The following is a 13,010-nucleotide window of genomic DNA, read 5'->3' on the forward strand; positions in this document are numbered from 1 at the left end:
GAAGCTAAGCCTTTCAGCGCCGATGGTACTGCCCCGGGGACGGGGTGGGAGAGTAGGACACCGCCGGACAACCATTCCCGGAACGGGGGTCAGAGCATCACTGCTCTGGCCCCCGTTTCGGCATGCCTGAAACCCGGTACACCCCCACCACCGGGCGCCAGCCCGGAAAGCCGCCGTACTTCAGCTCGATGAAGCCCGCTCGGGTGGTGGACCGGGGCCGCGGTGGCTCAGGTGCGGGTGTCCCGGTCCCGCCGGACCGTGGGCCGCCGGCCGCGGATCGTCGCCTCACGCAGCGCCGCGATCACCTCGCGGGCGGCCGCCTCCGGCACCTCGACCACCGAGAACCGGTCGGCGATCTCGATGGCGCCGATGTCGCGTCCCCGGAGCCCGGCCTCACCGGTGATCGCACCGACCAGGTCACCGGGTCGGACGCCGGCGCTGCGCCCCAGGCCCAGGAAGATCCGGGCGGTGTTCGCCGAGGGCCCGCGCCGGTCGTCCCGCCGTCCCCGGCCGTCGGGCCGCCGGGCGTCACCGCGGTCGGGGCGCAGCGGGACGTCCGGGATGTCCTCCTCGTCGTCGTCCGTGCCGCCGCCGGCCTCGTGCGCCAGCTTCACGGCGGCCAGCGCGACGTCCATGACGTCGAACTCGTCGGTGAGCGACTCGACCACGGCGCGGAACCGGTCCAGGTCGTCCTCGAGCAGGCTCTCGCGCAGCGCCGCCTGGGTGAGCTCGAGCCGCCGGGCCCGCAGGTCGGCGACCGTGGGCAGCTTCCCGACGGCGATCGGGGAGCCGGTGACCTGCTCGATCGTCTTCAGCATCCGGTGGCCGCGGGGCTCGACGAGGGTGATCGCCACGCCCTCACGCCCGGCGCGACCGACCCGGCCGATCCGGTGGACGTAGGTCTCGGCCGCGGAGGGGACGTCGTAGTTGACAACGTGGGTGAGCTGGTCGATGTCCAGACCGCGGGCGGCGACGTCGGTGGCGATCAGCAGCTCCGTCGTCCCCGCGCGCAGCCTGCCCATCACCCGGTCGCGCTGCTCCTGGCCCATGCCCCCGTGCAGGGCCTCGGCCCGGTAGCCGCGGCCGTTGAGCGTCTCGGTGAGGTGGTCGACCTCGTCGCGGGTGCGGCAGAACACGATCGCCGCGGTGGGTGACTCGATGTCCAGCACCCGGCCGAGCGCGGTCGGCTTGCTGGCGCGCGGCACCACGTACGCCGTCTGCCGGACCCGCGGCGCCTCCCCGGTCGCCGGGCGCTCCCGGGCCACCTGGATGCGGACGGGGTCCCGCAGGTACCGCCGCGCGAGCGAGTCGAGACGGCGCGGCATGGTCGCGGAGAAGAGGACGGTCTGCCGGTCCGGCGGGGTCTCGTCCAGGATCGCCTCGAGGTCCTCGGCGAACCCCATGTCCAGCATCTCGTCGGCCTCGTCCAGGACGACGGTCGAGACCGCGCCCAGCCGCAGCGTCGAGCGGCGCACGTGGTCCAGCGCCCGCCCCGGCGTGGCGACGACGACGTCCACCCCGCCGTCCAGGGCCCGCAGCTGCCGGCCGATCGGCTGGCCCCCGTAGACGGGCACCACCCGCGCACCGAGCTCCCGGCCGTACTTGTAGAGCGCCTCGGACACCTGGATGGCCAGCTCACGGGTGGGCACCAGGACCAGCGCCGCCGGTTCCGGTGCGCGGCGCCCGGCCTCGAGCCGCTGCAGCAGGGGGAGCGCGTACGCCGCGGTCTTCCCGGTGCCCGTGGCTGCCTGGCCCTGCAGGTCCCGCCCCTGGACGAGCGGCGGGACCGCCTCCCGCTGGATGGGCGTGGGCTCCTCGTACCCCAGCGTGGTCAGCGCCGCGAGCAGCTCGGGCCGGAGCCCCAGCTCGTCGAACGTCGTCCCCGGGTCGGTCGGTTCCTCCGGTGCGGCTGCGCCGGCGTCCACCGTTCCGTTGGTCATGCCGTCCGCTCCCGTCGACGGGCCGGCGGACGGCGGTCCGCGACGGGACGGACCGGGCAGGCGCGCGGCGGTCGCAGGATCACGACGACGGGCTACCCACCGCGCCGGTGTCGATGCACCCGGCCGACGGACGGGCTGGTCAGCCCCTTTCGTGCGATGTGCAGGGGGAGGTGCGCGACGCGGGCAGCCGGGTCGGGGACGATCGGTGGCGATGCCCTCCACCCCTGACGACGCGCAGCTGACCCTGCCCTTCCCCAGCACCCGCGGTGACCGCGCCCGGCAGCTCGCCGGCCGGGCCCGTGCGGTGCTCGGCCGGGTGGGAGCCGTCATGCTGCGCTGGGTCCTCCGCCTCACGCTGCCGCTGGCCAGCGCGGCGGCGGTGCTGCAGGCGTTCCCGTACCACGCCACCGTGCGGGGGGTCCCGTTCGAGGTGCAGGGGTCGCTGTTCAGCCGGCCCGGCCTCAGCGCCGACACCACGCTGGGCAGCTGGGAGTTCCCGACGGTCAGCGGGGTGCCGTTCGGGGTGCACCTGCGGCCCGAGGACGTCGACGTCCTGCACCTCACCCGGCTGGCCGGCGGCAACGTGCCCGGCTTCGTGGATCGGCTGCAGGCCGACGTCGCCGCCCAGGTCCCGCGGATCGCCGCCTGGCTGGTGGGGGAGTTCCTGCTCGGGGTGCTGCTCGGGCTCGGCATCGCCGCAGCGATCAACATGTCCGTGCGCTACCTCCGCGGGCAGGGACGGCGGGAGCACGAGCTGCGGCACCGGGCCCGTCAGCTCGCCGGCGCGGTCGCCGTCCTCGGGCTGGTGACCGGCTACGGGGTGCTCACCTACAACCCCGACTGGGTGCGCGAGTCGCGGCTGACCGGCAGCCTCGCCGCCGCCCAGCTCTTCCCCGACCAGCTGAGCCAGTACTACAGCCAGCAGAACAAGGCCTTCGACGTCCTCGGGTCGGTGATCGGCATCCAGGCCGCGCTGCAGGAGCAGATCGAGGACGCCGCCTCTCCGGAGACCGCGCTGCAGGTCATGGTGATCTCCGACATGCACCTGGCCGCCAACTACCCGCTGGTCGCGCAGTACGCCGACAACTACGACGTCGACCTGATCATCAACGCCGGGGACGAGAGCGCGTTCGGCACCCGGTTCGAGCTGACCCCGCCCTACCTGGAGGCCATCCGGGCGGTCACCGCGACCACCCCGATGATCTGGCTGGCCGGCAACCACGACTCGCCGGCGACGGTGCAGACGATGCGCACCGTCCCGGGGGTCATCGTGCTGGGCAGCAAGACGGCCACCGCCGACGGGTACCGGGTCACCGCCGACCTCGTGCAGGCCTTCGGGCTCACCATCGCCGGGCTGCCGGACCCCCGCGTCTACGGCGGACCGGGCGTGTACGGGGCCGACGACTCGTCGCTGACCGACCCGCTGCAGCGGGCGGCGGTCGCCGAGGCCCTCGGCACCGGCCTCGCCGGGGAGCCGGCGAACACCGACCGGGCCGGCGCGACGCCGTCCCCGCTGCTGCCGGACGCCGTTCCCGCCGCGCCGGACGGCGTCCCCGCCGACGGGACTGCCGCCGACGACGAGCCGGCCGTCGACCTCGTCGACATCTTCGCCACGCACGAGCCGGTCGCGGCCGAGGCGCTGCGGGACGCGCTGCCGGGCATGATCCGGCAGACGGTCTCCGGGCACGTGCACGGGCAGAACGCGCCCGACGAGCTCCAGGGCGACGACGGGGTCATCGACCTGGTGGAGGGCTCGACCGGCGCGGGCGGACTGGACAACATCTGGCGCGGCGTGGACCGGCCGCCGATCGAGTTCAGCATCGAGTCGGTGGGCGCCAACTGCGAGTTCACCCGGGTGGTGCGCTTCCAGATCCAGGCGTCGACCCCGCCGCTGGCGACCACTGTGGAGACCACGGTGGCCGAGGCCTACGGCGACGACGTGACCGCGTCGACGGTGTACTTCCGCCCGCAGGAACTCGAGCCCGGCCGCACCTGCGGCCCGGAGCTCGGCATCGGCCCGGTGCAGCCCTGGCCCCGCGACTGAAGGGGGCCGAAGTCGCGCCTTCGGCCGCCTTCAGTCGCCCTTGACGTTGACGATCTGCCGCAGCGTGTGGCGGATCTCGACCAGGTCCGCGGCGTCCCGCATGACGACGTCCACCGGCTTGTACGCGTCGGGGTGCTCGTCGAGGAACGCGTTGGAGCGACCCCAGGCGATCCCGGCCATCCGCTCGTCCAGGTCCGCGCGGGTGAACAGCCGGCGGGCGGCGTTGCGCGAGTGGTTCCGGCCGGCGCCGTGCGGCGAGGACATCAGCGATTCGACGTTCCCCCGGCCGGTCACCACGTAGGACGCCGTCCCCATCGACCCCGGGATCAGCCCCGGCTGCTCCTTCCGCGCCGAGATCGCCCCCTTGCGGGACACCCACAGCGAGCGGCCGTAGTGCTCCTCCCGCTCGGTGTAGTTGTGGTGGCAGTTCACCGTCTCCAGCCGGTCGACGTCGGTGCGGAGGAACCGGCCGAGCTGGGCGACGACGCGGTCCATCATCTCCTCGCGGTTCAGGTAGGCGAACCGCTGCGCCCAGTGCAGCGCCTCGATGTAGGCGTCGAACTCGGGCGTGCCCTCCTCGAGGTGGGCCAGGTCCCGGTCGGCGAGCTCGATGTCGCGGGCGCGGCACCACTCCTGGGCGCGGCGGATGTGCACCGAGGCGAGCTTGTTGCCGACCCCGCGGGACCCGGAGTGGAGGAACAGCCAGACCCGGTCCCGCTCGTCCAGCGACACCTCGATGAAGTGGTTCCCCGAGCCGAGCGACCCGAGCTGCAGCGGCCAATTCGCGGCCGCCCCGTCGGCCTGGGCGGCGCCGGGCATGCCGCGCAGCTCCGCCACCCGCGGCTCGGCGGTGGGCTGGACCTTCTTGTTGTACCGACCGGCCGACAGCGGGACCGCGCGGGAGATCTGCGCGTGGAGGGTGTCCAGGTCGCGGCCGGTGAGGTCGGCGGCGTCGAACTGCGTGCGCACCGCCATCATCCCGCAGCCGATGTCGACCCCCACCGCGGCCGGGATGATCGCGCCCACCGTCGGGATCACCGAGCCGACGGTCGCCCCCTTGCCCAGGTGCGCGTCGGGCATCAGCGCCAGGTGCGGGTGGATGAACGGCAGCGCGGCGGTGCGCTCGGCCTGCTCGCGGGTGGCCGGTTCCAGGATGGACGCCCAGCTCAGCAGGCGGTCGCTGATCCTCTCCATGGTCGGGCCCTTACCCGCCCGACCCCGGTGGACGCGTGCGGACCGGACGGCGAGGCTGGACGGCGTGCCCCCGAGGACCAGCGCCGGCGTCCTGCTCCACCGCGCGACCGCGGACGGCGTCCGCGAGGTCCTCCTCGGCCACATGGGCGGCCCGTTCTGGGCGCGCAAGGACCACGGCGCGTGGTCGATCCCCAAGGGCGAGCACGGGCCCGACGAGGACCCGCTGGCCGTCGCGCGCCGCGAGTTCGAGGAGGAGCTCGGCTCCCCGGTCCCGGCCGCGGAGCTGCTGCCGCTGGGGGAGCTGCGGGCCGGCGCCAAGCTGCTGCGCATCTGGGCCGCGGAGGGCGACCTCGACGCGTCCGCGGCGTGCAGCAACACCTTCACGGTCGAGTGGCCGCCGCGCTCGGGCCGCCTGCAGGAGTTCCCCGAGATCGACCGCGCCGCCTGGTTCCCGCTCGAGCAGGCCCGGGTCAAGCTGGTGAAGGGCCAGGTGCCCTTCCTCGACCGGCTCGCCGGGCTGCTGGCCGGGGTCGGGTCCTGATCGAGGTCGCGTCCCGTTTCCGGGCCGGACGGCCCGGGCACGGGCTCCGGGACGGCGCGGACGACGAGGGGACCCTCCATGCAGGTCGGCTACAAGATCGCCACCGAGGCGTTCGGTCCGGAGCAGGTCGTGGAGCAGGCGGTGGCGGCCGAGGAGGCCGGCTTCGACTTCGTCGAGCTCAGCGACCACTACCACCCCTGGCTGGAGAGCCAGGGGCACAGCGCCTTCACCTGGTCGATGCTGGGCGCGATGGCCGCCCGCACCGAGCGGATCGGGCTGGCCACCGGCGTCACCTGCCCGATGTTCCGGTACCACCCGGCGGTGATCGCCCAGGCCGCGGCGACCGTGCAGATCCTCTCCCGCAACCGGTTCACCCTCGGCATCGGCTCCGGCGAGCGGCTCAACGAGCACGTCGTGGGCGGCGGCTGGCCGGCGGTGCGGATCCGGCACCACATGCTGCGCGAGGCCCTGGAGATCATCAACCTGCTGTGGCAGGGCGGGTACCAGTCCTACGAGGGGGAGTACCTCACCCTCGAGGACGCCCGCGTCTTCGACCTGCCCGACCAGCTGCCGGTGATCGCCGTCGCCAGCGGCGGACCCGGGGCCTCCAAGCTCGCCGCCGAGCACGCGACCGGGCTGTTCGCCACCGAGCCCAAGGCCGAGCTGGTCGAGGCGTACGCCGAGCACGGCGGGTCCGGCCCCAAGTACGCCGAGGTCCCGATGGCGTGGGCGGAGACCGAGGACGCCGCCGTCGCCGAGGCGCTGGAGAAGAGCCGCTGGGCGCTCACCGGCTGGCCGGTGATGAGCGAGCTGCCCAACCCGGTGAACTTCGACGCGGCCAGCGCCACGGTGAGGCCGGACGACATCCGGGGCCAGTTCTCGGTGGGGCCGGACCTGGACGCGCACGTGCAGCGGGCGCAGCCCTACGTCGACGCCGGCTTCGACCACCTGGTGCTGCAGAACGCCGGCCCCGACCCCGACGGGTTCCTCGCCGTCTGCACGAGCGAGCTCATCGAGCGGGTGCGCGCGTTGACCCCGTCGTCCTGAGGTCGTTCGATGCCGGGGACAGGACTCGCATGCGCGGCACGGCCGGCCGGTCGTCGCGGTTGGCCGCGGGTGGAGCGGGCATCAAGAACAGGACGTAGGTACACACCACGAGCCCGGGGAGACGACCATGGGACTGTTCAGTGGGCTGGCCAAGGCCGGCATCGCCAAGAAGGTCATCGACGAGGGGCGGAAGCCGGAGAACCAGCGCCGGATCAAGAGCGCGATCTCCTCGATGCGGAGCAAGAAGAGCGGCGGGACCCAGCCCCCGCGGCGTGGCCGCGGGCACGTCTGACCGTCCTGCCGCCGACCCCGGCGGTCAGATGAGGATCAGGTGGGGACGACCCGGTCCGGCTCTCCGGTCAACCGGCCGGTGGCCCGGGCGTGCGCCAACGCGGCCTCGAGCAGCGGCTGCTGCGCCGGAGTGCGGCGGCGGTGGCCGAAGACGCCCACCGTGGCGGTGAACAGCGCGTCCTCCGTGAGCCCGTCGGCGGCCCGGGTCAGCGCGACCATCGCGTTGGCGAGCTCCTCGGGGGCCACGTGCTCCAGCGGCCGCACGGTGCTGCTCGCCTGGCGCCGGAACCCGCTCCAGCTCCCCTTGTCCACACCCTTCGGCCACAGGTAGTCGCCGTCGACGGCGGACGTCGGCAGCAGCCCCAGCAGCGCGTCGCGGCGGGCCTCGGTCACCCGGGTCAGCCCGAACGACCCGGCGGCGAGCCGGGTCAACCGGTCACGGTGCACCGGTCCCTCGGCCCGGATGCCGGCGTTGAGGACCCGCCGCACGGCCTTGCCGACCGCCGGGTCCTTGAGCTGGTCCAGCTGCTGCTTCTCCCCGGCGGGCTTCGGCTTCCAGGCGACGAACGGCTGCTCGTCGTCCAGCAGGGCCGGCTCGGCCTTAGCGGCCGTCCTGCGGGCGGCACGCCGGGACGCCGGAGCCGGCTCCTCGTCGGACGATCCCGCGGGAACGCCCTCCGACACGGGTGCCGCAGCGGGTTCGGTGGTGGCCGGGGCGGTCGACCGCCGGAAGGGGATCACCTCGGCGAGGGGACCGTCGTACGACTCGGCCTGGTCCTCGACGACCACCTCGGCCGAGGCGACCGCCGGCTCCGCGCCGGGCAGCTCGGGAACGGGGAGCGCGGGGGCCGGCTGCTCGGGGAGCGGCACGGACCACACCGCGGCGGCCAGCCGGTCGACCACGCCCGCGCGGTCGGCGATCCAGGTCGGCAGCCAGACCCGCTCCACGGCCGGCCAGCCCTGCCGGCCGCGCAGCACCTCGACCGGTACGACGTCCCGGTCGCCGACGGTCTCCCGACCGGCCCAGTCCGGCCCGTCCAGCAGCACGGCCAGCACCGGGGTGCCCGGTGCGCCGGGGGAGGCGACGGCCAGGTCGATCCGCAGGCCGGAGAGACCGACGTCGGTGCGCACCACGAGCCCGCGCTCCCGCAGCGCGGCGGCGACGTCCTCCCGGTGCAGGTCCGGCTCCCCGGCGGGCCGGGCACCCCGCGGCAGCGCCTCGACGCCCCGCGCCGCGAGCTCCAGGTACGCCCGCAGGTGCCGCACCCCGGCGGCCGCGGTCTCCTCGGCGGGCAGCTGGTCCGGGGCGAACGACGTCACCACGACGACCTGCCGCCGGGCCCGGGATACCGCCACGTTCAGCCAGCGCTCGCCGCCGGCCCGGCTCAGCGGGCCGAGGTGCAGCGGCACCCTGCCGTCCCCGTCCGGGCCGAAACCGATCGACAGCAGGACGACGTCGCGCTCCTCGCCCTGCACCTCCGCCACGTGGCGCACGAGCAGCCGCTCGTCCCCGCCCGCGTCCAGCGCCGCGAGCACCCGCTGGTCGCCGCTGGTCCGCAGCAGGTGCTCGACCAGCGTCCGCTGCGCGCCGGTGAGGGTGACGACGGCCAGCGAGGTGGCCGGGTCGGCGGCCAGCCGTCGCCGCACCTCGGCGACGACGGCCGCGGCCTCACCGGGGTTGGTGTCGACGTCCCGCCCGGACCGTGAGAAGCGGCCCGGCACCTGCAGGAGGGTGATCGCGTCCCGTCCGGCGGACGGCGCGGGGAACGAGCGCAACCGGTCGCCGTAGTGCAGGGCGTTGCTGAAGGCGATGAGCAGCTCGTCCCGGCTGCGGTAGTGCCAGGACAGCTCCAGCCGCGGCACGCCGGCCCGCAGGCAGGCGGCCAGCAGGCCGTCGTCCTCGGGGGAGGACAGCGGGGGGAGCTGCCGGCCGTCCCCGACGACGACCGCGGACCGGGCCCGGCCCAGCGCGCCGAGCGCCTCCTCGACCGGCAGCTGCGAGGCCTCGTCCACCACGACCAGGTCGAACAGGTCCGCGGTGGGCGGCAGGAAGCGGGCCACCGAGTCCGGGGTGGCCAGCACGACGGGCATCGCCGCGGTGACCAGCTCGCCGTAGGTGGACAGCAGCCCGCGCAGGCCCAGGCCGCGGCCGCGCCCGGCCAGCTCCTGCCGCAGCGCGCCCAGCCGGCCGCCGTCCCCGGCGGTGCCGCCGTCCAGACGGCGGGCGGCGAGCGCCGCGGCGGGCAGCGCGGCGGTCAGCCGGGAGCGCACCGCCCCGGCGGCCGCGGGCAGCCGGATGGCGGTGGCCTCGTGGCGGCCCGGGTGGAAGGCGGCCAGCCCGGTGGCGGCGGTCCGCTCGGCGAGCGCGGCCTCGGCCAGGCCGCGCTCGAAGGCGGGCACCGCGTCCTCGGCGGGCACCCGGCCGTGCAGCAGCAGCCGGCGGGCCTCGGTGAGCCCGGCCAGCCGCAGCGGCTCGAGGGTGTCCAGCAGGCTCACCCACCGGCGCAGGGACATGGGGTGCACGTACTCGACGCCGCGCTCGGGCCGGGTCATCGTCCAGTGCAGGACCAGGCCGGAGTCCCCGGACCACTCGTCCAGCAGGGCGGAGTTGCTGGAGCAGACGGTCAGCAGGGAGCGGAGCGCGTTCCGCAGCCGGACGACGGTGCGCGCCGCGGCCGGGTCGGCGACCGGGCCGGTGGCGAGGAAGCGTCGGAGCGCGCGGGGGAAGCCGCCGTCCCCGGCGATCGACGCCGCCGCCCGCCGCAGCCACCGCACCTCGGCGTCCAGCAGCAGGTGCCCGTCGTCGAGGAAGGGGTTCCAGCGGGCCGGCACCTGCAGGCCCGGGACGGCGGACGCGCGTTGCGCGATCGACTGGACCGTCGCCTGGACCCGGCGCAGCGCGGCGGTCAGCTCCGGGACGTCCCGGGTGCGCACCCCGGCGCCGGGCCGCAGCGCGGGGGCGAGCTGGTCGCGAACGGCGGCGAGCCGGGACCGGCGGCCGATCAGGCTGCTCGCGGCGGCGGTCTGCGCCTGGACGAACAGGTCGCCCAGCGGGAGGTCGAGCGCGGCCGGGGTGGCCACGTCCAGCCCCGGGTGCTCGGCGGCCACCAGGGCAGCCACCTCGGCGAGCAGGTCGTCGGTCGCCGCCGTCCAGCGGTCCGTGCGCACCTCGTCGAGCACCTCGAGCGGCAGCCGCGGGCCGGCCAGCACGTGGGTGATCGCGGCGAGGTCCTCGGGGGTGGAGGCCGCCCGCAGCACCGCGGCGAGCGCGCCGTCGCCGGGCAGCTCCCGGACGGCGGTGTCCACCGCCAGCGCTGCCTGCTGGACGGCGTCGATGTCGACCTCGACGGTGTCGATGAAGCCCCAGCCGTGCCCGACGGCCGGATGGGCCCGGGCGGCGATGTCCGGCAGCAGGGCGAGCGCCCTGCGCACGCCGGTCACGGTGTCGGCGTCGGCGTCCGCGGCGAAGGCCAGGGGGACCGGCAGCGCGTCCACCCCCGTGCCGGCGGCGAGGACGGCCCGCTGTGCCGACGCGTAGCTGGTCCCGGCGGGGCTCGTCGCCCACAGCTGCTCGGCGTAGCGGGCCAGCGCCTGCCGCGACTGGTGCAGGACCTCGGTGTCGGCGGCCAGCCCGGCGACGTCCAGCTCGACCGTGGCATCCAGCGCCGCGCGCAGCTGGGCGCGGACCACGGCCGGCCGGCTGCCGTTCCCGTACAGGTCCAGCGTGAGCGGCCGCAGCCCCACCGACTCCAGCCGGCGGGCGACGACGTCCAGCGCCGTGCGGTTGGCCGACACGAACAGCGCCGGGGTGCCCCGGGCCGCCGCGCGGCTGAGCAGGTTGGTGACGGTCTGGGACTTCCCGGTGCCCGGCGGGCCCTCGAGGACGAAGGTGTCCCCGGCCAGGGCCGCGGCCACGGCGCGCAGCTGCGCGCCGTCGGCGGGCAGCGGGCAGGCGGCGGCCAGCTCGTCCAGCGCCACCGGCCCGGGGGCCGCGGAGAGCGCGGGCAGCGGCTCGTCGGTGGCGCCGATCAGGCGGGCGGCCAGCGGGGCCGCGGCCAGCCGGTCGCGGTGGACGGCGGCGTCCCGGGCCACCCGCTGGGCGGCCAGCGGCAGCACGGCCAGGTCGGCGGTGGGCTCGATCAACCACGGCAGGTCGTGCTCGGCCAGTGCCCGGCCGACCGCGGCGAGGGTGGCGGCGACATCCGGGCCGACGTCGTCGTCGGGGTCGCCGAGCCCGGGCACGGAGAGCCCGTGGGCCTGCGCGAGGTGCGCCAGCAGCGCCTGGTTCGGCGAGCCGGTGCCGGCCTCGTCGAGGCAGAGCCGGGTGCCGCGGCCGTCGGGCGCGGGGGAGAGCAGCACCGGGAGCAGGTAGAGGGGCGAGCGCATCGGCCGGCCCTCCTCCGCCCAGACGAGCGTGCCGAGCGCGAGGTGCAGCTCGTTGACGCCGGTGCGCTCCAGCACGTCCCGGGTCCGGCGCACCAGCCGCTCCCGCCGGGGCGCGGCCTCGGCGGCGGGGACGGCGAGGTGCGCGGTGCGCTGCTCGGTGAGCAGCCCGCTCAGCGTCTCCGGAGGCAGCTCGGCGGCGGCCCGGACCCAGTGCTCGCGCAGTTCCGCGGTCGGCTCGTCGCCGTCCAGCAGGGTGAGGGTGGCCCCGCCGCGCAGCAGCTCGGTGAGCAGGGGGAGGGCCGCGCCGGGCAGGGCGAGCGGCAGGACGTCGCGCCCGGCCAGGTCCAGCAGGTCGTCCTCCGGCGCGGCCGGAGGCGTGCGCCCGGCCGGCGGCTCGGCGGAGGCGCCGGCGGGTCCTCCGGTGGGCAGCGGGAGCACGCCGTCCTCGCGGGCCCGGTGCACGTCGGTGACGCCGAGGACACGGGAGAGGTCGCCGGCCAGCCAGGCGGCGTAGGCGGGGTGCTGCAGGTCGGCGGCGTCCTCGGCGCCCTCGGTGAGGATCGTGGTCTCGATCAGCCGCAGCACCCCCTGGTCGACGGCGTCGCGCAGCGCGGCGACGTCGGTGGTCGCCGTCGTGGGGGCGCTGCGCTCCTCCCGCCAGTGGCCGAGGAAGGCGTGGCCCTCGACGATCCACAGCAGCGGCCGGATGCCGGCCCGCTCGCAGGCGGCGGCCAGGGTGAGGACGACGTCGAGCGCGGTCCCGGACCGCTCCCCGAGGACCTCGCCCGGGGTGCGCGCGACCTGCCCCTCCCCGGTCCAGCTGACCGGTGACGGGGTGCGCCGGACCGAACAGCGGCGCAGCGCCCAGGCCAGCGCGTCGACGACCTCGTCGACCCGCTCCGGGCCCTCGCCGTAGCCGGGCATGCTGGCGCTGCCGGTGCCCTCCTCGAGCAGCGCCGCGGCGTCCTGCTCGAGCGCGGCCAGCGCCGGGTCCTGCGGCCGGACGTGGGATGCGAGCAGCTCCAGGGCGAGGGGGAGCGGGGTCGCCAGCCACTGGCCCGCGGCCAGCACCCGCACCGGCACGCGGCGCTGGGCGAGCACCTGCCCGTCGGCCTCCACCTCGACGGAGACCCAGCCGGGTCGCGGCTCGGCGACCCGCGCCAGTGCGTCCGGGTCGAGGGCCGGCCCGGCGTCGCTGAGCACGGTCAGGTGGTCCGGGGCCAGGTCGGCCCGGCGCTCGACGGCGGTGCCCAGCGGCCCCTCGGCGTCCTGCACGGTCAGCCGGACGACGGCGCCGCGGACCGCGCAGCCCGTGCTGCGCAGCGACAGCCGGGGGACGACCGGGACGCCGGCGTGCGCGAGGGCCGAGCTGAGGACCGGGGTGACGCTCAGCTCGATCGCCACGGAGGGCGTCAGCGGTGCGACGGGCGCGGCGGCGGCCGGCTGCGGATCGGCGGCGTTCCCCATGGGCCTTGTGTACCTGGTCGGACGGACCGGTCCGGTCCGGCGCACCGAGGCTGGGACGGCTGTGACGTCAGGTGCCTGCTGGTGCCGCGTCCCGGCCGGG

Annotated in this window: 7 protein-coding genes; 4 read left to right on the forward strand and 3 right to left on the reverse strand. The window is 76.1% G+C overall.

Annotated features, from left to right (window positions below; genetic code table 11):
* Nucleotides 1-227: 227 nt before the first annotated feature.
* Nucleotides 228-1,940, reverse strand: coding sequence for a DEAD/DEAH box helicase (locus HL189_RS12850; protein WP_369134098.1), 1,713 nt, complete (start codon nucleotides 1,938-1,940; stop codon nucleotides 228-230).
* A 211-nt stretch (nucleotides 1,941-2,151) separates the two neighbouring features.
* Between HL189_RS12850 and HL189_RS12855 the strand changes: the two genes are divergently transcribed.
* Nucleotides 2,152-3,984 carry a metallophosphoesterase gene (locus HL189_RS12855; RefSeq protein WP_369134099.1) on the forward strand — a complete coding sequence of 611 codons (1,833 nt, stop codon included), beginning with the start codon at nucleotides 2,152-2,154 and terminating at the stop codon, nucleotides 3,982-3,984.
* A 30-nt stretch (nucleotides 3,985-4,014) separates the two neighbouring features.
* Here HL189_RS12855 and HL189_RS12860 read toward each other — a convergent pair whose 3' ends face one another.
* Nucleotides 4,015-5,178, reverse strand: coding sequence for an RtcB family protein (locus tag HL189_RS12860; protein WP_369134100.1), 1,164 nt, complete (start codon nucleotides 5,176-5,178; stop codon nucleotides 4,015-4,017).
* A 64-nt stretch (nucleotides 5,179-5,242) separates the two neighbouring features.
* On the opposite strand from HL189_RS12860, the gene HL189_RS12865 reads away from it, so the two are divergent.
* The 3 genes from HL189_RS12865 to HL189_RS12875 all read left to right on the forward strand — a co-directional run bounded on the left by HL189_RS12865 (nucleotide 5,243) and on the right by HL189_RS12875 (nucleotide 7,058).
* A complete protein-coding gene (locus HL189_RS12865) occupies nucleotides 5,243-5,719 on the forward strand; it encodes an NUDIX domain-containing protein (RefSeq protein WP_369134101.1) in 477 nt (158 codons plus the stop codon).
* Nucleotides 5,720-5,797: 78 nt separating this feature from the next.
* A complete protein-coding gene (locus HL189_RS12870) occupies nucleotides 5,798-6,766 on the forward strand; it encodes a TIGR03557 family F420-dependent LLM class oxidoreductase (protein WP_369134102.1) in 969 nt (322 codons plus the stop codon).
* Nucleotides 6,767-6,893: 127 nt separating this feature from the next.
* Nucleotides 6,894-7,058, forward strand: a complete 165-nt coding sequence (locus tag HL189_RS12875) for a hypothetical protein (protein ID WP_369134103.1) — start codon at nucleotides 6,894-6,896, stop codon at nucleotides 7,056-7,058.
* Between the two features lie 35 nt (nucleotides 7,059-7,093).
* Here HL189_RS12875 and HL189_RS12880 read toward each other — a convergent pair whose 3' ends face one another.
* Entirely contained in the window at nucleotides 7,094-12,910 is a 5,817-nt protein-coding gene (locus HL189_RS12880) for an AAA domain-containing protein (protein ID WP_369134104.1), read from the reverse strand.
* Nucleotides 12,911-13,010 lie beyond the last annotated feature (100 nt).

It is taken from the genome of Modestobacter sp. I12A-02662, assembly GCF_041028325.1.
In the GTDB taxonomy this organism is placed as follows: domain Bacteria; phylum Actinomycetota; class Actinomycetes; order Mycobacteriales; family Geodermatophilaceae; genus Modestobacter.

Coding starts and splice junctions, on each gene's coding strand:
- HL189_RS12875 (WP_369134103.1), top strand. CDS start 6,894: ATGGGACTGTTCAGTGGGCTGGCCAAGGCCGGCATCGCCAAGAAGGTC.
- HL189_RS12880 (WP_369134104.1), bottom strand. CDS start 12,910: ATGGGGAACGCCGCCGATCCGCAGCCGGCCGCCGCCGCGCCCGTCGCA.
- HL189_RS12860 (WP_369134100.1), bottom strand. CDS start 5,178: ATGGAGAGGATCAGCGACCGCCTGCTGAGCTGGGCGTCCATCCTGGAA.
- HL189_RS12870 (WP_369134102.1), top strand. CDS start 5,798: ATGCAGGTCGGCTACAAGATCGCCACCGAGGCGTTCGGTCCGGAGCAG.
- HL189_RS12855 (WP_369134099.1), top strand. CDS start 2,152: ATGCCCTCCACCCCTGACGACGCGCAGCTGACCCTGCCCTTCCCCAGC.
- HL189_RS12850 (WP_369134098.1), bottom strand. CDS start 1,940: ATGACCAACGGAACGGTGGACGCCGGCGCAGCCGCACCGGAGGAACCG.